This window comes from Streptococcus mitis (assembly GCF_047459985.1).
Classification (GTDB): Bacteria; Bacillota; Bacilli; order Lactobacillales; family Streptococcaceae; genus Streptococcus; species Streptococcus mitis_DZ.
In genome coordinates, this window is record NZ_JASHHD010000001.1 from 54,909 (window position 1) to 77,745 (window position 22,837).

Sequence of the window (22,837 nt, forward strand, 5' to 3'; positions counted from 1 at the left end):
TTCTAATTAATCAATATATAACATGGCCGTGCGATTTTCCGATCGGAAATAGCGCTTGCCAGAAAAAGCAGCAGCTTCTTGCAGTAAATCCTCTTGGCTGTAGCCTTTGAGACGTTTACGACCATCAGCCAAGTTTTCCAAATCAGTCAAAGCTGTAAGACTCTCCACGCTAATAACTTCCTCGTCCCCTACAGCCTTCATGTAAATCTTGCCAGACTCCTCAAAGACTAGCTGATGGGGGAAAATTTGCGCAATCTCAAAGAGCAAGTCTTCTGAAAGAACCTCTTCATTTTCAGAGAAAATTCGAGCCATGCCCTCACTCTCATAGCAAAAACCAAAGGATTTACCAGATAGATTAAGACGAATAAAAGGCTTGTTTTCGAGAGTGAAACTTGGCTCAGTATTGTAAAGATTCAGTTCCTGACTGAGTTCCGCAAAATAATCCGTCGCAGCCTCAGGACTCTTTTTCTGGTAGAGTTCTGCAAAGTAAGCATTAACTACACTTGGCGGAGGTGTGATAAGAGCCAACTGCTCCTGCTCTGTTTTACCAGCTAGAAGTTGATCCAGATAGACCTTATCCAGACTTGTATAGCCCCCATATTTTAGAGCCAAATTTTTGATATCAGTCATAAAATTCTTCTAACCTCCATTTGTTTTTCTCAGAAATATAGCCTGTAATCACTTCGCCATCATCTTGGTAGTCCCGTTCTTCAAGAATCGCAACACTTTCTAAGTCATGAATCTTGTATGATTTAGAAAAAGGCACGCGTAGGGTAAAGGCTTCAAAAATTTCCTTGATCTTATCTAGCAGTATAACTTGCAACTGTTCTCTACTATCTTTAGACTTTGCCGAAATCAGCACATATGGCGTTTGAGTAGGCATAAAGTCCTCCACCAAATCTGCTTTATTATAAAGGGTCAAGCGAGGAATATCCTCCATGTCCAAGTCTTTCATGATGGAGAGAACCGTTTTTTCATGTTCCTCATGGTAAGGATTGCTGGCATCGATGACATGAACCAGGAGATCTACATGCTTGCTTTCTTCTAGGGTTGACTTGAAACTCGACACCAACTCTGTCGGTAGGTCTTGGATAAATCCAACTGTATCTGTCAAGGTCACCTGTAGATTGCCCCCCAGATGGATGCTTTTAGTTGTCGCATCCAGAGTTGCAAAAAGCTCATCAGCTTCGTACTGGGTCTTGCTGGTCAATGTATTCATAATGGTCGATTTCCCAGCATTGGTGTAACCGATCAAGCCAATCTTAAAGGTGCTTGACTCCAAACGTTTTTCTCGAACTGTCGCCCGATTTTTCTCAACCACCTTGAGTTGACGTTCGATATCTGTAATCTGGTTGCGAACACTACGACGGTTAAGCTCTAGTTGGCTTTCACCTGGACCTCTGGAACCAATTCCCCCTGCCTGACGACTGAGCATAATCCCCTGACCAACCAAACGAGGCAAGAGATACTTGAGTTGCGCAAGATGAACTTGGAGCTTGCCTTCATGGCTTCGAGCTCTCATGGCAAAGATATCCAAAATCAACTGCATACGGTCAATGACCTTGACACCTAAGACTTCCTCTAAATTGACATTTTGTCGAGATGTCAGACGGTTGTTGACGATGACAGTCGTGATTTCTTCAGCGTCCACCATTTTAGCTATTTCTTCCAACTTTCCAGAACCGACAAAGGTCTTGGAATCGTATTTGTCTCGTTTTTGTCTGTAGCTATCGACTACAACTGCCCCAGCTGTCTTGGCTAAACTAGCCAGCTCTTCCATTGAGAGATCAAAATTATCCATGCCTTGGAGTTCAACTCCAATAAGCAGGACTCGTTCCTCTTTTTTCTCCGTTTCAATCATTTAAAAACTCCTCAATCTGGTTTAAAATACGGTCTTTTACACCAGATTCTCCTATCTGATAAAAGGTCACCTGCATGCGGTTACGGAACCAGGTCAACTGACGCTTGGCAAATCGGCGAGTCGCCTGTTTTAGGCTATCACGAGTTTCTTCCAAGGACTGCTCTCCACGAAAATAAGGAAAGAGTTCCTTGTAACCAATCCCTTTAGCAGCCTGCACATTTGGATAATGGTCAAACAACCACTTGGCTTCGTTTAGAAGTCCAGCTTCAAACATCAGGTCCACTCGCTGATTGATACGTTCATAAAGTTGACTACGTTCATCATCCAAGCAAATAATCAGTGGTTCATATAAACTTTCTTGATTTTCCAAGTCTTGACCAAAATGGGAAATTTCCAAGGCACGCATAGCACGACGACGATTAAACTGGGGAATTTCAAGACCTGCTTGCTCCACCAGATGAGCTAAGTCCTCATCTGAAAAAGGCTCTAAACTAGCGCGATAGGCTAGAATATCTTCATGAGGTGTTTCCCCACCCAGGTGGTAACCTTCTAGCAAGCTCTGGATATAAAGTCCAGTTCCACCAGCAATAATGGCAAGCTTACCTCGACTTTGAATATCCTCAATAGCTGCTTTCGCTTCTGAAACAAAATCAAAAGCCGAGTAAGACTCGGTTACCTCTCTCACATCAATCAAGTGATGAGGAACACTTGCCTGCTCCTCTGGACTAGCCTTGGCTGTCCCAATATCTAGTCCTAGATAGACTTGTTGGCTATCTCCACTAACTACTTCACCATTAAAATGCTTAGCAACTTCAATGGCTAGAGCTGTCTTTCCAACTGCAGTGGGTCCAATAATCACAATTATTTTTGTTTTCATCTTTTTTCCTTGAAAAATTCCCATTTTTTCGTTACTATTATTATATCACAAAAAGGTCAGTCAGAAAAATGCGACCTCTTGAGGTAGCTGGCTGATTTATAAGTTAAAGGAGGAATACTCATGGCTAAAGGATTCGCTAAAGGTCTTGTAACAGGTGTCGCAGGAACTGTTGCTGCAGTTGCAGGTGCAGTATACGCAGTTAAAAAGAAAGTGATTGAACCAGAAGAACAAAAAGCAGCTTTCATCGAAGAAAATCGTAAGAAGGCAGCTCGCCGTCGCGTATCACGTTAAGCAACAAAAGAAGTTGAGATTTTTTCTCAACTTCTTTTTTTCTATATTTATACTCAATAACAACCCAATAGGAAACTAGGAATCTAGCCCGATTTGAAGAGAGTATTAAATAGCCAAGTCAAACTTCAACTGTGGCTTGACTGGATCATAATCAACCAGCTCAAAATCCTCTGCTTTAATATCAAAGAAGTTGGTCTTGTCTAGTACATTCAAGACCAAACGTGGTTGGCAGTTTGAAGGTTCACGACGAAGCAATTCCTCCGCTTGTTCAAATTGATTGTCGTAGATGTGAAGGTTGTTGATAAAGTAGAAGAATTTCCCAACCTTCCAACCAAAGTGTTTAGCAATCATCATTTGAAGAGCCACATACTGCATAGCATTGATGTGATGAGCTACAAGCATATCGTTAGAGCGCTGAGTCAAGGTTGCATCCAAATAGATTTCCCCATCTACACGACGGACATCAAACATGGTTTGAAAAGCACAAGGAAGAAGGCCGTCTGTTTCCTCAAAAGCTTGATAATCCCAAAGTGAGATGATATTGCGACGATTCCAAGGATTGGCTTCCAGCTGTTTGAGGATTTTATTGATGATGTCGTGCTTCTTAACCACAGCCCCATAACGCTCCCCAATAGTACCTGTGTCTCCCACTTCCCAGTCATTCCAGTAGTGAACATTGTACTTGTCATTGAGAACTTCCAGACTATTAGACTGATCTTGGTAGATCCAGAGTACTTCCTTGATAGCTGATTTGATTGCAATTGGACGCAAGGTCGTGATTGGAAATTCGCCCTTAGACAAATCATACTCCGCAAAAGCACCTGTGATGTACTTGGAGTTAGCCACTGTTCCATCCTTATACTTGGGACGAGCCTGTTCTGAAAAGACACCTTCATTGAGAATTCGCTCAATATTTTCTTTAAAAATCTTATCTGCTTTTGTCATTTACTCTCTCCTCAACGTTTATTCTTAACTAGTATAGCATAAAAAAAGAAAGGAGGAAAATCACTCGCTTATGGAAAGCAATTTTCTCCTTTTTTATCTTACTGTAAAACAAGTGATGCTGCTCCAATAACTCCAGCGTCATTTCCTAGAGTTGCAAGAGCTAGTTTAGTAGTTGTGCGTACTTGTGGGAAGGTATTTTCATCGTAGACTTTTTGAACACCTTGTAGAAGGAATTCTCCCGCAGCTGATACACCACCACCGATGACGATTGTTGATGGGTTTAGGATTGAACCGATGTTAGCACAAGCGATTCCCAAGTAACGTGAGAAGTTACGGTAAACAATCAAAGCAAGGTCGTCTCCTTCTTTTGCAAGGTCAAAGACAGTCTTAGCAGTTACTTCTTCTCCGTTATCGATCAAGCGTTTCAAGGCTGCATCGCCTTCGTATTCATCGGCATAGCGACGAGTCAAGTTGACAATCCCTGTTGCAGAAGCTACTGTCTCAAGGCAACCTTTCTTACCACAGGTACATGCGATTGGTTGGTCAAAGTCAACAGTGATGTGACCAAGCTCACCTGCAGCACCTGCAACACCGTGAAGCAATTTACCTTCTGCCACGATACCGCCACCAACACCTGTACCAAGTGTCATAAAGACAACGTCTGGTTGGTTTTCACCAGCACCCATCCAACGCTCACCAAGAGCAGCTACGTTGGCATCATTATCGATAAAGAATGGAATACCCAAGGCTTTTTCCATTTTTTCTTTGATTGGTTGAAGAGTTTTCCAGTTGAGGTTGTAGGCACCGATAACAGTTCCGTTTTCACGGTCAACCACACCAGGTGAACCCATGCCAATCCCTTGGAAATCCGCCGCAGACAATCCAAGCAAATCCAAACGATGCTGAATAGACTCAATCATATCATCTACGATATGACTTCCCTCATCCAAAATGTTGGTCTTGATAGACCATTTTTCTTGGATCTCTCCTGCTGTTGTCAAGATTGCAAATTTGATAGAAGTTCCACCAAGGTCAATCCCAATAATCTTTTGACTCATCATATTCTCCTTTTTCATTATGTAGTAATTGAAAATGCTTACAGTACTAGTATAACAAAATCTAATCGTTTATGCAAAGGTTTGCATTGATTTTATGTATTTTATCCTGACTTATGGTTTCCAGAGGCCTGAAGCATCTACGTAGTAGCGACCTCCATCAACTAGCTCGTTTTTAGCCATTTTGCCATCTGATTTCAAATAGTAATTTCCTTGCCATGCATTGCGAGCGTATGAACCATCTGATTTCAAGTAATACCAGGCTTGGTAAGAAGAGTCATAAACCCACTCACCTTGTGCCATTTTACCGTTTGGTTTAAGGTAGTAAGCTCCTTGCCATGCATTCTTTGCATAAGAACCATCTGATTTCAAATAATACCAAGCTTGATAGGAAGAATCATAAATCCATTCGCTCTGGGCCATTTTTCCGTCTTCTTTCAGGTAATAGCTTCCCTGCCAAGCATTTTTCACTGGATTTCCATTTCCATCAAAGTAATACCAAGCTCCATCCTGCTTAACCCAACCACTTGTTGTGGATGAAGTTGTATCAGTTTGAGTTGTAGGCGCTTGTTTTGCTTTGAAAGCACCCTTAGGAGCATTCTTCAATTCGCAAGCCACTCCATCATGATCGCGGTCTAACTTGGCAGAATAACCAGGTTCTCCCTCGTGAATATCCGAATATCCATTCGCCCAAGCTTCTTTACAGCTAGAAAAATGAATGTTTTCTTCTGCTAACACAGGTTGTGAAAACAAGGCTAAAACTGGCAAGGTAGCTAGACTCATTTTTAAAAATAGACGTTTGTTCATTTCTTTCTCCCGTAATTATGATATCGTTTTCAATATTATTTTATCAAACTTATTTCAGCAATTCAAGGAAACTTCTGATCTTTTCTACAAACTCCTTTGGCTTTGCCTCATTCAAGACATGAGGAGCATCAGGGATGATTTGAAACTGCGAATTTGTTAACAATCTATGGAGAGCTTTCATAGAACTGAGATTTGGTTTATCTTTGCTACCACAAATTAGTAAGGTTGGATAAGGGCAAGTCTCTGCTATAGCAGTTAAATCAAGTGTCTTCAGTTCCTCAGAAACTCCAACCATAAGAGCTTTGTCTGCTCCCTGTTTTTCAAATACTCTTTTGGGAAGTAATTTAAATATCAGCAATTGAATATAAAATAGGATATTCCCTGCTAATTTTAGCGGGCATCCTGACAGAACCAAAGCTCGAAGATTTGGTAAATCGTAACTAGATAGTTCTAGTGCCAGGGCAGCCCCTAAGGACAAACCGACTAGGACAAAAGGTTCTGTCTCCTTTGATAGGTGCTGATAAATGAGTTCCTTGGCTTCCTGATAGCTAGTAATTCCGGAAGGAAATAACTCAAGGGCTTCAGAGGGATAATATGCAAGAAAATCCTGAACTTCTTTCCAACTCTCTGCTGACTGCCCTAACCCGTGTAAAAATATTAGTTTCATTTAGTTCTCCTCAAAGCTTATACTCTTCGAAAATCTCTTCAAACCGTGTCAGCTTAGCCTTGCCGTATATATGTTACTGACTTCGTCAGTTCTATCCACAACCTCAAAACAGTGTTTTGAGCAGCCTACGGCTAGCTTCCTAGTTTGCTCTTTGATTTTCATTGAGTATTAGTTCATACAAGCCTCTCACTGCATTACAGCCGTAAATAGCTTCAGCTTGTGCTAAATCTGCCAAGGTCAAGACTTTCTCTTCTACCTGTCCTGTTTCCAGCAAATGCTGACGGTAAATTCCTGGCAAGATTCCCAGTCGGATAGGCGGTGTGTAGAGTTTTCTAGCGATTTTCAGAACCAAATTTCCAATAGAGGTTTCAAGCAATTCTCCTCTTGCATTATGATAAATCTTCTCTTGTTCCCCTAGGCTCAAATGCGGTCTATGAGTTGTTTTAAAGTAGGTAAATGCTTGTTGCAAATTAACTTCCTGAAGGCAGAGTTGTGCTTGACAAAAGCTTGTACTGAGAGGTGTTAGTACTTGACGACTGAGTTTTATCTCTCCAGACTTGCTAAGGCTGATTCGTAAGCGGTAATCTTGATTAATGTCACAAGACTGACACTTCTTCTCTATCTCTTGTCTCAGTTCTTCTGGGTCAAAAGGATAAGCAAAATAACGATTAGCTTTTCTTAATCTTTCCAGATGTTGTTCTTCAAACAGCAAATTCTTCTGGCTGATTTTACCTGTAGTAATCAGTTGGAAACGAGCTTGTTTACGATAGAGAACTGCTGCCTTTTGATGAACCTCGCGGTATTCAGATTCCCAAGTGCTATCCCATGTAATGCCTCCGCCAACTCCATAGATGGCTTTCCCTTGATACAGTTGAATAGTCCGAATAGCAACATTAAAAATCCGTTGTCCATTTGGAAGCAAGAGACCAATCGTTCCGCAGTAGACCCCACGCGGTTGTAGCTCCAAGTCCTTGATGATTTCCATAGTCGCAATTTTCGGAGCTCCTGTGATGGATCCACATGGAAAGAGAGAGCGAAAGATTTCAACAAGGTCAACATCTGGTCGTAACTGACTCTTGATAGTCGAAGTCATCTGCCAAACAGTCGAATACTGCTCCACTTGACAAAGGCGCTCTACGTGCTCACTTCCAACTTCAGAAATACGGTTCATGTCATTGCGCAAGAGGTCCACAATCATCATATTTTCAGAGCGATTTTTAGGGTCTTGTTCCAACCAACTAGCCTGCCCTAAATCTTCTTGGTCAGTTACCCCACGCTGAGTCGTTCCCTTCATTGGTCGCGTTGTCAACTCGCGGTCATTTTGCTCAAAAAAGAGCTCTGGGCTCATGGAAATCACTGCCATCTCATCATGTTCCACATAGGCATTGTAGCCTGCCTCCTGCTCTACCACCATACGATTGTAGATGGCAAAAGGATTAGCACTTAAGTCTTGCTTGAGTTGGACGGTGTAGTTGACCTGATAGGTGTCTCCCTGCCGCAAATGATGATGTACCTGTGCAATAGCCTTTTCATAGTCCTCTGCAGACGTTACTTCCTGCCAATTTGAAGGCAAATCAATTTCATCATAAATCAGAGGAATAGGGGATGCTTCTACACTATCATGAACCGTAAAGTAGAGCAGGTACTCTGCCAGTAAAGGAGCTTTATGAACTGCTAATTTCTCCTCAAAAGCAGGTGCAGCCTCATAGCTGACATAGCCCACCACATAGTAGCCTTGCTCTTGATAGCTTTCCACTTGTGCCAGCAAATCTGCCACTTCTGCTAAATCTCTCGTTTTTAACTCTTTAATCGGCCGGGTAAAGGTGTATCTCTCCCCCAAAGCCCTAAAATCAATCACTGTTTTTCTATGCATATCTTAAGTATAGCACAAAATAAGAGGCTATATAACATTTGTAGTGGGTAAATCTCCTATGAATATTATGGAGCCTATTTTGTTGTAGAAAAAAAGTCCCATAAAATCTATAATGAAAAGCGACAAAACAACTCATTAGAAAGAATCATATAGAACAATTACATTTTAGAACAAAACTACTTGATATCAAAGATCCTAACATCCAAATTATGGATATTGTTAATAAGGGATACACACAAGGAAATCATAGCTAAACTGGATTATGAGGCCTCATCTTGTCCTGATTGCGGAAGTCAAATGAAGAAATATGACTTTCAAAAAACGTCTGAGATTCCTTACCTTGAAACGACTGGCATGCCTACTAGAATTCTACTGAAAAAGCGTCGATTCAAGTGCTATCATTGCTCGAAAATGGCGTCCTCTCATCAAGAAGAATCACCAAATACTTCGTATCATCAACCAAAAGATTGCTCAGAAGCTGATTGAAAAGACTTCTATGACCGATATTGCTCATCAGCTTTCCATCTCAACCTCAACTGTTATTCGCAAGCTTAATGACTTTCACTTTAAGCATGATTTTTCTCGTCTACCAAAGATTATGTCCTAGGACGTTGAAATAGTCAGGGGAGTGACTGTTTCAATCGGGAAATGAAGATGAGTTTCATTGCGCAAGATTTTGATAATCTCAATATCATCACTGTTCTTGAAGGTAGACCACAAACTGTTATCCGAAATCACTTTCTTAAATATGATAGAGCCGTCCGATGTCGCGTCAAAATCATTACTATGGATATGTTTAGTCCTTACTATGCCTTGGCTAAACAGCTTCGCTTTCGAATTTCTAGGCTCAGGCTGAAACAGTCTCGCAGACTATTTCACTCCCGAATGCAAAAATCGTTCTGGATCGCTTTCACCCTTCCTTATTATATTTCTAAACTCAGGCTAAAACAGTCCACTGGACTGTTTTACTCCAACACTTAAGCCGTGCCATGAGTCGTGTGCGTGTCCAAATCATGAATTAGTTTCATCGAAAATCTCATGAATACAAGGCTATCAAGCGCTACTGGAAGCTCATTCAACAGGATAGTCGTAAACTCAGTGATAAGCGTTTTTATCGCCCTACTTTTCGTATGCACTTGACCAATAAAGAGATTCTAGACAAGCTTTTGAGCTATTCAGAAGACTTGAAAGACCACTATCAGCTCCTGCTTTTTCACTTTCAGAATAAAGAGCCTGACAAATTTTTCGGACTCATTGAGGACAATCTAAAGCAGGGTCATCCTCTTTTTCAGACTGTCTTTAAGACATTTCTCAAAGACAAAGAAAAAATCGTCAATGCCCTTCAGTTACCCTATTCCAACGCAAAATTAGAAGCGACTAATAATCTCATCAAACTCATCAAACGCAATGCCTTTGGTTTTCGGAACTTTGAAAACTTCAAAAAACGGATTTTTATCGCTCTGAACATCAAAAAAGAAAGGACGAAATTTGTCCTTTCTCGAGATTAGCTTTTTTTAACCCACTACCGTTGACAAAGAACCTCTCTTTCTTGCTTGTTTTAGATGATTGTAGCATAGTTCTATCCTTAAGACAAGCATCAAAAAACTAGTACATCATTAAATGCACTAGTTTTTGATTAGAAAGTTGATTTCCTTACTACTTTACAGAGCTGATTAATCTTCTTTCTTTTTGCGAGCCACAAGCCCGAATCCACTCAAGACACCTAGCAAGCCTAGAGCAGCAAGGCTTGCATTGTCCTCAGTACCAGTGTTTGGCAATTGAGGAGCCGTCTTAACTGTTTCTTCGACTACAGGAGCTGGTTTAACAGGAGTTTCTGGAACTTCTGGTTTCTCTGGTTCTGGAGTTGGCTTTGGATCTGGGGTTGGTTCTGGATCTGGAGTTGGTTCTGGATCCGGAGTTGGCTCTGGATCTGGAGTTGGCTCTGGATCTGGGGTCTTAACTTTTTCGTAGACATGTTCTGTGTCGCCATTTGGAAGTTTCTTAGTCTCTACGAAGCGGTAACCTGGAATGTCTTTCTTAGGTTGTTCGCCATCTTCACTTGGATTTCCTGGAATTTCGTTTCCTTCTTTATCCTTGAATGATGTCTTAACTTTTTCGTAGACGTGCTCTGTATCTCCATTTGGAAGTTTCTTAGTCTCTACGAAGCGGTAACCTGGAATGTCTTTCTTAGGTTGTTCACCATCTTCACTTGGATTTCCTGGAATCTCGTTTCCTTCTTTATCCTTAAATGATGTCTTAACTTTTTCGTAGACGTGCTCTGTATCTCCATTTGGAAGTTTCTTAGTCTCTACGAAGCGGTAACCTGGGATGTCTTTCTTAGGTTGTTCACCATCTTCTGTTGGATTTCCTGGAATCTCGTTTCCTTCTTTATCCTTGAAGAATGTCTTAACTTTTTCGTAGACATGTTCTGTGTCGCCGTTTGGAAGTTTCTTGGTATCTACGAAGCGGTAGCCTGGAATATCTTTCTTAGGTTGTTCACCGTCTTCACTTGGATTTCCTGAAATCTCGTTTCCTTCTTTATCCTTGAATGATGTCTTAACTTTCTCATAAACGTGTTCTACATCGCCGTTTGGAAGTTTCTTAGTCTCTACGAAGCGGTATCCTGGAATGTCATTCTTAGGTTGTTCGCCATCTTGACTTGGATTTCCTGGAATCTCGTTTCCTTCTTTATCCTTGAAGAATGTCTTAATTTTTTCGTAGACATGCTCTGTATCTCCATTTGGAAGTTTCTTAGTTTCAACGAAGCGGTATCCTGGAATGTCTTTCTTAGGTTGTTCACCATCTTCTGTTGGATAACCTGGAATTGCTTTACCTTCTTTATCTACAAATGTAGTAACCGGTGTTACTGTTGGTGTGTATGTTGCAGAAGCTTTTGTTCCGTTCATATCTTCACGAACAACTGTAACTGATGGAGCTGTTCCTGTAAATTCAGGTTCTGGTTTGAAGGTAACTGTTCCGTCTGGTGCTACTGTGTATGTACCAACACCTGGAATAGTCTTAGTTGTTGAACCATCGTCAAATGTAGCTGGAACAGCATCATTCATTGGAACACGGCTATCGCCTTCCTTGAATGTTGGTTTACCAGACTGTTCTTGACCTTTAGGACCAATAGTTGTAGCTGGTTCACCTGTTGGTGTTACTGGTGTTACTGTTGGTGTGTACTTAGCTGTAACTGGTGTACCGTTCTTATCTACACGTTTGACAGTCACGCCTGTTCCTGTTCCTGTGAATGATTTTTCTGGTACGAATGTTACAGTTCCGTCTGGTGCTACTGTGTATGTTCCTTCACCTGGGATTACCTTAGTTGTTGAACCATCTTCAAATGTTGCAGGAACATCATCATCCATTGGTACACTTGGGTTACCTTCTGTAAACTTAGGTTTACCTGTTTGTGTTTGACCTTGTTTGTCAGTTGAAGTAACATCTTCACCTGTTGGTTTTACTGGAGTAATCTTAGGTGTGTAAGTTGTTTCTACTGTAGTACCGTTAGCATCTTTCGCTTGAACCTTAACTGAAACGACATCACCTGAATATGATTTATCAGTTGGTGTGAAGGTTACAACACCTGTTTCTTTATCAACTGTGAAGCTACCGATAACCTTGCCTTCTGGTGATTTAGCATCTACTGAAGTAGCTGGTTGACCATTTTCGTCAAGAAGAGTAATGGTATCCTTGTCGATTGGTGCAACTGGATCTCCTTCTGTGAAGGTCACTGTTCCAGTTTGAACCAAGCCTTGAGGTGCTTCTGATGAAGCTGGAGTTGCACTTGGAGTCACAGGGTTTACAGTCGGTGTGTACTTAGCCGTTGCTGGTGTACCATTCTTATCTACACGTTTAACAGTTACGCCTGTTCCGGTTCCTGTGAATGATTTTTCTGGTACGAATGTTACAGTTCCGTCTGGTGCTACTGTATATGTTCCTTCTCCTGGAATTACCTTAGTTGTTGAACCATCTTCGAAGGTTGCAGGCGTATCATCATCCATTGGCACACGGCTATTACCTTCAGTAAATTCAGGTTTACCTGTTTGGGTTTGGCCTTGTTTGTCCGTTGAAGTTGCAGGTTCAGCAGTTGGAGTTACTGGTGTCACTGTTGGTGTGTATGTCGCAGAAGCTTTTGTTCCGTTCTTATCTTCACGGACAACTGTCACTGCTGGTGCAGTTCCGACGAATGATTTTTCTGGAACGAATGTTACTGTACCATCTGCTGCAACCGTAAATGTACCAACTCCCTCAACTGTCTTAGTTGTTGAACCGTCGTCAAATGTTGCTGGTACATCTTCGTTGATTTCAACAGTCTTTTCAACGCCGTTAACTTCAACTGTACCACCCTTGAATTCAGGTTTGCCTGTTTGAGTGGCACCTTGGATGTCTTTTGTTTCTGCTGGGGTTGCTGTTGGGGTTACTCCTACTACAGTTGGTGTGTATGTCGCAGAAGCTTTTGTTCCGTTCTTATCTTCACGGACAACTGTCACTGCTGGTGCAGTTCCGACGAATGATTTTTCTGGAACGAATGTTACTGTACCATCTGCTGCAACCGTAAATGTACCAACTCCCTCAACTGTCTTAGTTGTTGAACCGTCGTCAAATGTTGCTGGTACATCTTCGTTGATTTCAACAGTCTTTTCAACGCCGTTAACTTCAACTGTACCACCCTTGAATTCAGGTTTGCCTGTTTGAGTGGCACCTTGGATGTCTTTTGTTTCTGCTGGGGTTGCTGTTGGGGTTACTCCTACTACAGTTGGTGTGTATGTCGCAGAAGCTTTTGTTCCGTTCTTATCTTCACGGACAACTGTCACTGCTGGTGCAGTTCCTACAAAGGTTGGTTCTGGAACAAATGTTACTGTACCATCTGCTGCAACCGTAAATGTACCAACGCCTTCAACAGTCTTAGTTGTTGAACCGTCGTCAAATGTTGCTGGTACATCTTCGTTGATTGGAACAGTCTTTTCAACGCCGTTAACTTCAACTGTACCGCCCTTGAATTCAGGTTTACCTGTTTGTGTAGCACCTTGAATATCTTTTGTTTCTGCTGGAGTTGCAGTTGGTTTAACAGGAACAATCTCTGGAGTGTAGGTTGTACCTACAACGATACCGTTTGAACTTTCAGCCACAACTGTAACTGGAGTTACTTTACCAGTGTAAGATTTATCTGTTGGCGTGAAGGTTACAGTACCTGTTGCTGTATCAATTGAGAAGGTACCAATTGGTGTTACTCCATCCTCTGCATAAGCTGGGGTAGTAGTAACCTGATAACCATCAGCATCTAAGAGTATATAGCTATTATCTTTAATAGTAATTTCTTTATCTTCACCATTAACTTGTACAGTTGTACCTGCGAATGTTGGTGTTCCTGTTTGAATCGCACCTTGTACATCAATTGATGTTGCCGGATTCGCAGTTGGCTCTGCAGCTACTACAGTTGGAGTATAAGTCGCATCCGCTGTGATAGTAGATGTTTTTCCGTCTTCATTTGTAATGAGAGCAGTAGCTTGTACAGTTACTCCATTAGCAGTACCAACAAAGTCTTCTTCAGGTGTAAATGTTACAGCACCTGTTGTAGGATCAATTGTATAAGATCCCTCACCTTCTACTGTCACAGTAGTTTCATCCGTAGGTTTACCAGTTGCAGGATCCACTAACTTCTTACTTGTGATTTTAGCTGTCTTATCATTACTCAAATCAAATGTTGGAGTTTGAGTTTGTGGGACATTTTGAATATCTCCAGAAACTTTATTTGTTGGAGTGATAGAAACCGGAGTTACTGTTGGGGTATATGTAGCAGAAGCTTTGTTTCCATTCACATCTTCGCGGACAACTGTTACTGCTGGTGCAGTTCCTACAAAGTTTGGTTCTGGAACGAATGTTACTGTACCATCTGCTGCAACCGTAAATTTACCAACACCTTCTACTGTTTTAGTTGTTGAACCATCGTCGAATGTTGCTGGAACATCTTCGTTGATTGGTACAGTTTTCTCAACGCCGTTAACTTCAACTGTACCACCCTTGAATTCAGGTTTACCTGTTTGTGTGGCACCTTGGATGTCTTTTGTTTCTGCTGGGGTTGCTGTTGGGGTTACTCCTACAACTGTTGGTGTGTATGTCGCAGAAGCTTTTATTCCATTCTTATCTTCACGAACAACTGTCACAGCTGGTGCAGTTCCAACGAATGATTTTTCTGGAACGAAGGTTACTGTTCCGTCTGCCGCTACTGTGTAAGTACCAACACCTTCAACAGTCTTAGTTGTAGATCCATCTTCAAATGTTGCAGGAACATCTTCGTTGATTTCAACAGTCTTTTCAACACCGTTAACTTCAACTGTACCACCCTTGAATTCAGGTTTGCCTGTTTGTGTGGCACCTTGGATGTCTTTTGTTTCTGCTGGGGTTGCAGTTGGGGTTACTCCTACTACAGTTGGTGTGTACTTAGCTGTAGCAGTCTTAACGTACTCTTCTTGAATCTTACCGTCTTTATTTCGACCAACTGGCGCTGACAATGTAACTTCCACACCTTTGGCTGTACCAGTAAAGCTTGGTTCTGGAGTGAAGGTTACTTCACCAGTTGTAGGATTGATGGTGTAAGTCCCTTCTCCAGCTACGGTTACAGATTTCTCATCAGTAGTACGACCTGTTGCTGGGTCTACCAACTTAGCAGGATAGTCCGCGCTTGGAGCAATAGCAATCTTATCACCAGCTGAGTTAGAAGCTGTTGTATTAAAGGTAGGTGTTTCTTTTTGAGTTGCACCTTGAATATCTTTAGAAGTCTTGTCAACCCCTTCAATGTCAATCGGTGTTACAGTAGGAACATATTGACCATCCATAGTATTTAATTGGCCATTCACATTAGGTTCGCTGTCTGGGAATTTTGTTGACCAACCAGTATCATAGCCATTATTATCTGAACGACGGATAGAGATACCATCAGCAGTTCCTAGGAAGTTATCCTCAGGAATAAACTCAACATCTACATCTTTACCCTTAGCAGTAATCTTGTATTTACCTTGTCCTTGAACGACGTAGTAACCGTCTGCGTCAAGGGTTGCGCGGTTGCCATCTTTGTCAACGATGTATGGTTCTACAGTTTCATCAATCACAGCATTAGAATCACGTTCAAACTTGTGTTCTCCACGTGCTGTAAAGGCAACAGTTGCTGATTGTTTCGTACCTTGAGGGCCACTTGTTTCCTTAAATTCTCCTTTTGGTGGGTGGGTGATTTGAGTCTTGAAGTCTTCTACTTCACCTGAGAAGGCCATGCCAGTTGGGCTTTCGATCTCGTTCGCTTTCTTAGCGATACGAACACGAGCACCTAACTCTTTAACGCTTGGATCGACGTAAGTCTTGCTGTTTGCAAAGGTCAACTCAACAGTCCCATCTTGTGTGATTGTAGCGAGATTTGAGCGTTCATCTTCATCGAATTTACCATTTTGGTTAAAGTCTACCCAACCATAGATATGTGCTTCTGAAGCTCCATCCGTATGAGCTTGAACTGACATCTTGTAGTTGCCTGGTTTGGTACGGTCCATTTGGATCATCTCATTGGTTGTCCCTTTGAGTTCCTCTGGAAGCAATTGGTTAATTCCTTCATCGGCCGTAGTTGAGTTATCATCACCGAACCAGTCTTGAGTAGTGTTTTCATCCATATCTGGGCTCACATTACCAATATACGGTTGATTTACTTTAGCTCCAGTGACACCGTCTACAGTTGCAATGGTATGCATAGCCTTACCATATGACTCAGGAGCGTCCCCTTCATCAATTGGGAAGAATCCTAGCATAGCAGACTGTTTACCACCTGAAGCGATGTAAAGTCCCACTTCAGAGGCACCACGTGTCATCACAATTGGAACAGTATAATTACCTGAAGAAAAGTTTGGTCCAAAGATACCGGTTCCTAGACCACCCGTAACTTTGTCAGGATTTCCGAAATATTTCCAGGCTACTGGTTTCTTTTCTGGCCCAACTTCAGTAGATCTACGAATTTGACCAAGGTTTTGACCATAATTATGTTTAGGTGTAGGTCCCAAAAGATTCTCAGCATCTTGTGGTTCATAAGTTACAGAGGTGGATGGTCTGGTAAACTTTTTCCATTCTCCAATATGCTTCCAACCTTCTCCGTTGGTAGTGAACATAACAAATTCACCAGGCATAGCAGACTCCCCATCAGCCATAACAATAGCTGGCTTAACTTTCTTTCCACGGAAGGTTGCAGAGATTTCAAACTGAACTCCAATATTCCCACCATTATATGCAGAACCCATGGTAGTCTTCTTGGCTTTCGTATCAATGTTTTCAAATTTAATTTCAGTCCAACGGTTTTGAGCATCAGCGATAACGTCGGCTTCTTTGCCATCATTAAAATTTTTCCTAGCAATTGGTGAAGTAACACCATTTACATAGCCATTTTTTGCATTTGGATCATAGGTCGCTTTTTCGGCTTCTGTAGCCCCTTGATCTTCCATCCGTTTTTTATAGATTTCAGTCGCTTGGAATGGTTTCAAAGATTTGACTCTTACAGTAACTACATAGCCAGGCATGATTTCCTTGGTATAGGTAGCCCCAACTTGAAGAGCCAAGCTCTCTGTTAGCTCATTTGGTTTAGTTTCATTTTTTGCGACCTGGATTATTTTTGCTCCTGTCCAGTTGGCTACATCTCCAAAGTCCAACCAAGAAATTTGGCTAGTCAAAGATTTGGCATCAAGATCTGTTGTAAAACCAGGTTTTTCAACTTTTGGAGTTGAAGTTGCATCTACAACGTCTGCACCAATTCCAGTAGCTGTTGCAGTATCTGCACGGAAGGCAGTATTCTTATCAATCTCTTTACCATTACGAGGGTCATTTTTACCTGTATTCGCAATTGAGTTTGTACCTTCAGCTGGTTTTGTGTTTTCTGCAAGTTTTCCAGTTGTTGCTTCTGTCTTATCAGCAGTTGCTACTTTTTCTTCAGCTACAACTTTTTCTTTATTTTTAAGTTTAGCATTGACAGTTGTTACAAGTGATTGATAAGCTGCATCCAACTCAGATTGACTTGTAGCAGAAGTAAGTGCATTTTTAGCATTAGCAAGAACTACTTTAAGAATTTCAACACTCTCGTCTGTCTTGTTGCTGTATTTACCATTTGCTAAGTTTGCTTCAATTTCAGCAACATAAGCTGCTAATTTTTCGCTATTTAGCTCAGGTTTCACTTCAGTAGAAACTGCAAGTGCTGCTTCTGCTTGGTAAGTTACTTCTTTAGCAGGTGCTGCTTCTGTTGTAGCAGGAGTTTCTGCCTTGTCAACTTCTGTTTTAGCTGCAACTCCATCAGCTTGTTTTTCTTCAGTTACTTCATCAGCTCCGACACCTGTAGCAGTTCCGAGCATTACTAACGTTCCGAGTAAGACCGAGCAAACCCCTACATTTAACTTACGAATTGAAAATCGACTAATACGATCATTAAAGAGATCATTTTTCACTAATATTACCTCCAAATTGCATAAAATTTAGCTTAGTTTAGAATAAATATGTATTTAATATTTCGCAAACTAATCGCTGTTATATTCTACCATTCTAGCTCTTGAATACCAAGTATTTTGCTCAATTTTTTTAAAATTTTGCTTTTTTTATAGTTCAACTTATTTGAGGTATCTTAAAAAAATTAACATATGCTCAAGATATTTTTAACATACAAAAAAGAGGGAATTCCCCTCTTTTTGGGCTCTATAATATTTGTAGTGGGTAAATCCCCTATGGATATGATGGAGCCTATTTTGTGTAGAAAAAAGTCCCATAAGATCTATAATGAAAAGCGACGAAACCATCATTAGAAAGAATCATATGGAACAATTACATTTTATCACAAAACTACTCGCTATTAAAGACTCTAATATCCAGATTCTAGATATCATAAATAGGGATACCCTCAAGGAAATCATCGCTAAACTGGATTACGAGGCCCCATCTTGTCCTGTTTGTGGAAATTTAATGAAGAAGTAAACGTCGAAAATTTCTTACCTTGAAACAACAGGTATGCCTACTAGAATTCTTCTGAAAAAGCGTCGTTTTAAGTGCTATCAGTGCTCAAAAATGGCTGTCGCTGAGACTTCCCTCGTCAAGAAAAATCACCAAATCCCTCGTATCATCAATCAAAAGATTGCTCAAAAGTTGATTGAAAAGACTTCTATGACCGACATTGCCCATCAACTTTCCATCTCAACTTCAACTGTCATTCGAAAGCTCAATGACTTTCACTTTAAACATGATTTTTCTCGTCTTCGTGAGATTATGTCTTGGGACGTTGAAACAGTCAGGGGAGTGACTGTTTCAATCGGGAGATGTAGATGAGTTTCATTGCACAAGATTTTGACAATCTCAACATTATCACCGTGCTTGAAGGTAGAACCCAGACTATCATCCGAAATCACTTTCTGCGCTACGATAGAGCAGTTCGCTGTCAGGTGAAAATCATTACTATGGATATGTTTAGTCCTTACTATAACTTGGCTAAACAGCTTTTTCCTTATGCTAAAATCGTTCTAGATCGTTTTCACATTGTGCAACATCTTAGCCGTGCTATGAGTCGTGTCCGTGTTCAAATCATGAATCAATTTGATAGAAAATCCCATGAATACAAAGCTATCAAGCGCTACTGGAAGCTCATTCAACAGGATAGTCGTAAACTAAGTGATAAACGTTTTTATCGCCCTACTTTTCGCATGCACTTAACAAATAAGGAGATTCTTGACAAGCTTTTGAGCTATTCAGAAGACTTGAGACACCACTATAATCTCTATCAGCTCTTGCTTTTTCACTTTCAGAACAAGGAGCCAGACAAATTTTTCGGACTCATTGAGGACAATCTTAAACAGGTTCATCCTCTTTTTCAGACTGTCTTTAAGACATTTCTCAAGGACAAAGAGAAAATTGTCAACGCCCTTCAATTGCCCTATTCCAACGCCAAACTGGAAGCGACCAATAATCTCATCAAACTTATCAAACGTAATTCCTTTGGTTTTCGGAACTTTGAAAACTTCAAAAAACGGATTTTTATCGCTCTGAACATAAAAAAAGAAAGCACGAAATGTGTCCTTTCTCGAGCACATACTCAATGAGAATAAAAAAGCGGATCAGCATTCGCTGAACCACTTTTTAATCTGGCACATACTCCAATATATCACCAGGTTGGCATCCTAGTTCTTTGCAGATGGCTTCTAGTGTTGAAAAACGTATAGCTTTGGCCTTACCTGTTTTCAATATCGAAAGATTTGCGGGAGTAATACCTACACGTTCTGCTAAATCTCCTGAACGCATTTTTTTCTTTGCTAATTCGACATCTAGATTAATAACAATCATAGAATAGTCTCCTTTCTCTATATTGTAAACTCATTTTCTTCTGCAATTTCGTTTGCTTTTTCAAGGACTTTACCAATTGTCCAAACAACGAGAGCAGTAACCATGAAAGTTATATTCAGAAATGAATAACCATTGAGTGTCAAAATACCATCTCCTAGAAATGAGGCAATAAAGAGAGAAAGAGAAATACGATTAGCAAGTTTGACATTATGACTTGTAAAAATCTGTTCATGAATAATATTTTGGAAGAACTGTCTAACACAGAATAGTACAAACAGAATGATAAAGCTATTGATAAAGGACAAAGCACTCACTAGTATTGAAGTATTCACCGTATCAGGTTTTAAGGAAATAGTCCCAAGGTTAAATAGGCTAATCTCAGTTACATTGAAAATTGTTAAAAGGATGGATATAACTAAAGACACTCCCAAGATAAAAAGTAGGATATTAATAAAACCTAAAGCAAATGGTAAGTAGGAATTTTTCTTAGACATTAATTTCAAAACCTCGTTTCTAATCTCTACTATATTATACAATATTAGTAAGTGTTACGTACATGTATTATGCTACTTTATCTGAAAATTGATTTTTGATTGAAGTAAGCACCAAGCTAGCAAGAAACAAAAATGCTGCAATCGAGAAGTTAAAAATGATGTGGGCAGGATTCAAAATTAGTTCTGTAATACCTTGGATTGCTCCTACTACAGTCATTAAAACTGCACCCTTTTTCAAGAATGAAATGGTTGTATTTTCAAAAAGATCACTTTCTTTAAAGTTCTTAGCAAACTGTTTTAATTTGATAAGGCCATAAGTCAGAAGTGTATTACCAGCAACAAAGGTTAGAACAAAGGCATTAACCCCTCCCCACGCTTCGTAGCCTGACCTTGTTACCTCTCCACCTTCGGGCATTAGTTGGCTGATATCAAATTGACCAAGTAGAAGAACTAAGGAAGCGATACTAAGGAAACTGAGGGTAAAGATTCCCAAATTAGAACCCAATGTAACAAGTGATTTAGCGAAGTTTACGATTTTAGTTGATGTAGTTTTTTTCATGATGATTTCCTCTTTTATAAAATATTTTTAGTTTTAGCAACAAATGAGCTCTTTTTGTTACTAGTCGAAAACTTATTATTGTTTTTCGATATATCTAGTATAACATAATTTTTTTGAGATGCAACACTTTTTTATCGTTTTTTGATAATTTTTTTCTTTTATTTAAAAATATATTTATTTGAGAGTAATTACACTTCAAATATTAAAGTCAAGACTTCTAAAAAATCAAATATGAATTAAAACATTTTTCTAGTAAACTCTTTTTAAATAATATCAAGTTCACTCTACATAATCTAACAAATACCCATAACCTTTTTCTTCCATTTGATCTCTAGGAATAAAACGAATGGAAAGGCTATTGATACAATATCGTAGCCCTCCCTTGTCCTTATGTCCATCTGTAAAGACATGTCCTAAGTGGGAATCACCAGTTCGGCTTCTGACTTCTGTTCTGACCATATTATAAGACTTGTCTTCCTTATAGGTCGCTACATCTGGACTGATAGGCTGGGTAAAACTTAGCCAACCACATCCCGATTCAAATTTATCTTTCGAAGAAAAGAGTGGTTCTCCAGTTGCCACATCCACATAAATTCCTGCTTCAAACTTATCCCAGTAACGATTTGAAAAGGCCCGTTCTGTTTGACTATTTTGAGTCACTGCATACTCTTCAGGAGAGAGGAGTTTTTTCAATTCATCGTCACTCGGTTTTGGATATTTACTCGCATCAATGACCGGATAGGCTGCTTGATTGACATTGATATGGCAATATCCATTGGGATTTTTCTGGAGATAATCTTGGTGATAGTCCTCAGCCACGATAAAATTTCTTAAGGCTTCCTTTTCAACCGCTAGAGGCTGGTCATACTTTTGAGCAACTTGCTCAAAGACTTGATTGATGACTTCTAGGTCCTGCTCGTCCTTATAGTAGACTCCCGTTCTGTACTGAGTCCCCACATCATTTCCTTGCTTATTCTTACTAATTGGATTGATAATTCGGAAATAATGGAGCAAGATTTCTTTTAAAGAAATTTGATTGGCATCGTAGGTCACATGAACAGTCTCAGCATGCCCAGTTTGGCCGATCAATTCATACTGGGTTGTTTCTCCTCTGCCATTCGCATAGCCAGAAACAGCATCTGTCACACCTGCTACTCTTGAAAAATACTCTTCAACTCCCCAGAAACAGCCTCCCGCTAGATATATTTCATGTAAGTCAGCATCTTTATCTGGCACAGTTTTAGACTTAACATTTTGTCCCTGACTAACTGCTGCTCTCTCGATTTGAGAAGTATCAGTGTAGCTTGCGCTTCTTTTTTCCCAAAGAAATAAAAGTCCGATAATAACGCAAATGATGATTCCTATGAATACAATTATTTTTAATTTATCATTCATGATGAGCCTCTAATCTATACTCTTTAAGGTCTCTAAAATAGTTTCCTTATCCATAAAGCCTGGCTGGGTCTTAACTAGTTTGCCTTCTTTATCGATAAAGGCCTGGGTCGGATAAGAACGGACTCCGTAACTTGCTAAGAGTTTTCCCGAAGGGTCTAGAAGGACAGGGAGACTTTTATAGTCCAAGCCCTGATACCATTTTTTGAAGGACTCTTCAGCTTGTTCTCCTTTTTGACCAGGAGAAACAACTGTCAAGATTACAAAGTCATCGCCAGCTTCTTTTGCAAGTTCATCGGTATCAGGTAAACTAGCTAGACAGACAGAACACCAAGAAGCCCAAAATTTTAGATAGACCTTTTTGCCTTTATAATCTGATAGGCGATAGGTTTTCCCATCAACTCCCGTAAGCTCAAAATCTGGAACTTCTTCTCCTTTTTTTGCAGTTTGAGAGCTAACTTGTGCATTTTTGTCTCCATTTTGCTTATCAGCTTGACTCTCCATCTGATTGTTACAAGCCGATAGACAGACCAGACTAGCGCAGACCAATACAAATGCTTGCCATTTTTTTATCTTTATCATTTTAATCACCTTTTTCTTTCATCATATGAATATAGATATTGTATTTTAGCTCTATTATATACCTACCATACTAAAAATACTTGAAATCTGC

14 protein-coding genes and 3 pseudogenes are annotated in these 22,837 nt (G+C 40.3%); 3 read left to right on the forward strand and 14 right to left on the reverse strand.

Features of this window, described 5'->3' with window-relative positions:
* Positions 1-6 precede the first annotated feature (6 nt).
* The 3 genes from QM959_RS00295 to miaA are packed head-to-tail and all read right to left on the reverse strand — an operon-like array spanning position 7 to position 2,738.
* A complete protein-coding gene (locus tag QM959_RS00295; RefSeq protein ID WP_414370642.1) occupies positions 7-630 on the reverse strand; it encodes a cystathionine beta-lyase in 624 nt (207 codons plus the stop codon).
* Positions 623-1,861 (reverse strand): GTPase HflX, encoded by a 1,239-nt coding sequence (hflX, locus tag QM959_RS00300; protein WP_414370644.1) that lies wholly within the window; start codon positions 1,859-1,861, stop codon positions 623-625. Before hflX ends, QM959_RS00295 begins: the two co-directional genes overlap by 8 nt.
* Positions 1,854-2,738, reverse strand: a complete 885-nt coding sequence (gene miaA, locus QM959_RS00305; protein WP_414370646.1) for a tRNA (adenosine(37)-N6)-dimethylallyltransferase MiaA — start codon at positions 2,736-2,738, stop codon at positions 1,854-1,856. Before miaA ends, hflX begins: the two co-directional genes overlap by 8 nt.
* A 120-nt stretch (positions 2,739-2,858) precedes the next feature.
* Between miaA and QM959_RS00310 the strand changes: the two genes are divergently transcribed.
* A complete protein-coding gene (locus tag QM959_RS00310; protein ID WP_060956055.1) occupies positions 2,859-3,029 on the forward strand; it encodes a DUF3042 family protein in 171 nt (56 codons plus the stop codon).
* A 105-nt stretch (positions 3,030-3,134) separates the two neighbouring features.
* On the opposite strand, the gene QM959_RS00315 is transcribed toward QM959_RS00310, so the two are convergent.
* The 5 genes and pseudogenes from QM959_RS00315 to pabB form a co-directional block, all read right to left on the reverse strand.
* Positions 3,135-3,974 (reverse strand): thymidylate synthase, encoded by an 840-nt coding sequence (locus QM959_RS00315; RefSeq protein ID WP_414370648.1) that lies wholly within the window; start codon positions 3,972-3,974, stop codon positions 3,135-3,137.
* Positions 3,975-4,072: 98 nt separating this feature from the next.
* Entirely contained in the window at positions 4,073-5,032 is a 960-nt protein-coding gene (locus tag QM959_RS00320) for an ROK family glucokinase (protein WP_414370650.1), read from the reverse strand.
* A gap of 117 nt (positions 5,033-5,149) precedes the next feature.
* Positions 5,150-5,836, reverse strand: a pseudogene (locus tag QM959_RS00325) (excalibur calcium-binding domain-containing protein); the annotation flags it as partial.
* A 49-nt stretch (positions 5,837-5,885) separates the two neighbouring features.
* Positions 5,886-6,503 carry an alpha/beta fold hydrolase gene (locus QM959_RS00330; protein ID WP_414370651.1) on the reverse strand — a complete coding sequence of 206 codons (618 nt, stop codon included), beginning with the start codon at positions 6,501-6,503 and terminating at the stop codon, positions 5,886-5,888.
* Positions 6,504-6,642: 139 nt separating this feature from the next.
* Positions 6,643-8,376 carry an aminodeoxychorismate synthase component I gene (gene pabB / locus QM959_RS00335; protein WP_414370653.1) on the reverse strand — a complete coding sequence of 578 codons (1,734 nt, stop codon included), beginning with the start codon at positions 8,374-8,376 and terminating at the stop codon, positions 6,643-6,645.
* A 149-nt stretch (positions 8,377-8,525) separates the two neighbouring features.
* Here pabB and QM959_RS00340 point away from each other — a divergent pair.
* Positions 8,526-9,884: pseudogene (locus QM959_RS00340) on the forward strand (transposase).
* A gap of 165 nt (positions 9,885-10,049) precedes the next feature.
* Here QM959_RS00340 and QM959_RS00345 read toward each other — a convergent pair.
* The gene (locus QM959_RS00345; protein ID WP_414370655.1) at positions 10,050-17,843 is read right to left on the reverse strand and encodes a GEVED domain-containing protein; all 7,794 of its coding nucleotides are present in this window, start codon (positions 17,841-17,843) and stop codon (positions 10,050-10,052) included.
* 361 nt (positions 17,844-18,204) lie between these two features.
* Here QM959_RS00345 and QM959_RS00350 point away from each other — a divergent pair.
* Positions 18,205-19,478 (forward strand): annotated as a pseudogene (locus QM959_RS00350) (ISL3 family transposase).
* Positions 19,479-19,515: 37 nt separating this feature from the next.
* On the opposite strand, the gene QM959_RS00355 reads toward QM959_RS00350, so the two are convergent.
* The 5 genes from QM959_RS00355 to QM959_RS00375 form a co-directional block, all read right to left on the reverse strand.
* Positions 19,516-19,719 carry a helix-turn-helix domain-containing protein gene (locus tag QM959_RS00355; RefSeq protein ID WP_004252288.1) on the reverse strand — a complete coding sequence of 68 codons (204 nt, stop codon included), beginning with the start codon at positions 19,717-19,719 and terminating at the stop codon, positions 19,516-19,518.
* 17 nt (positions 19,720-19,736) lie between these two features.
* The gene (locus QM959_RS00360) at positions 19,737-20,213 is read right to left on the reverse strand and encodes a DUF2975 domain-containing protein (protein WP_414370657.1); all 477 of its coding nucleotides are present in this window, start codon (positions 20,211-20,213) and stop codon (positions 19,737-19,739) included.
* Positions 20,214-20,280: 67 nt separating this feature from the next.
* Positions 20,281-20,772: a hypothetical protein gene (locus tag QM959_RS00365; RefSeq protein WP_247934529.1), complete on the reverse strand. Its 492-nt coding sequence runs from the start codon at positions 20,770-20,772 to the stop codon at positions 20,281-20,283.
* A 279-nt stretch (positions 20,773-21,051) separates the two neighbouring features.
* Complete coding sequence (gene msrB, locus QM959_RS00370) at positions 21,052-22,167, reverse strand: peptide-methionine (R)-S-oxide reductase MsrB (protein ID WP_414370659.1); 1,116 nt, start codon at positions 22,165-22,167, stop codon at positions 21,052-21,054.
* 9 nt (positions 22,168-22,176) lie between these two features.
* Entirely contained in the window at positions 22,177-22,737 is a 561-nt protein-coding gene (locus tag QM959_RS00375) for a TlpA family protein disulfide reductase (RefSeq protein WP_414370953.1), read from the reverse strand.
* Between the last annotated feature and the right edge of the window lie 100 nt (positions 22,738-22,837).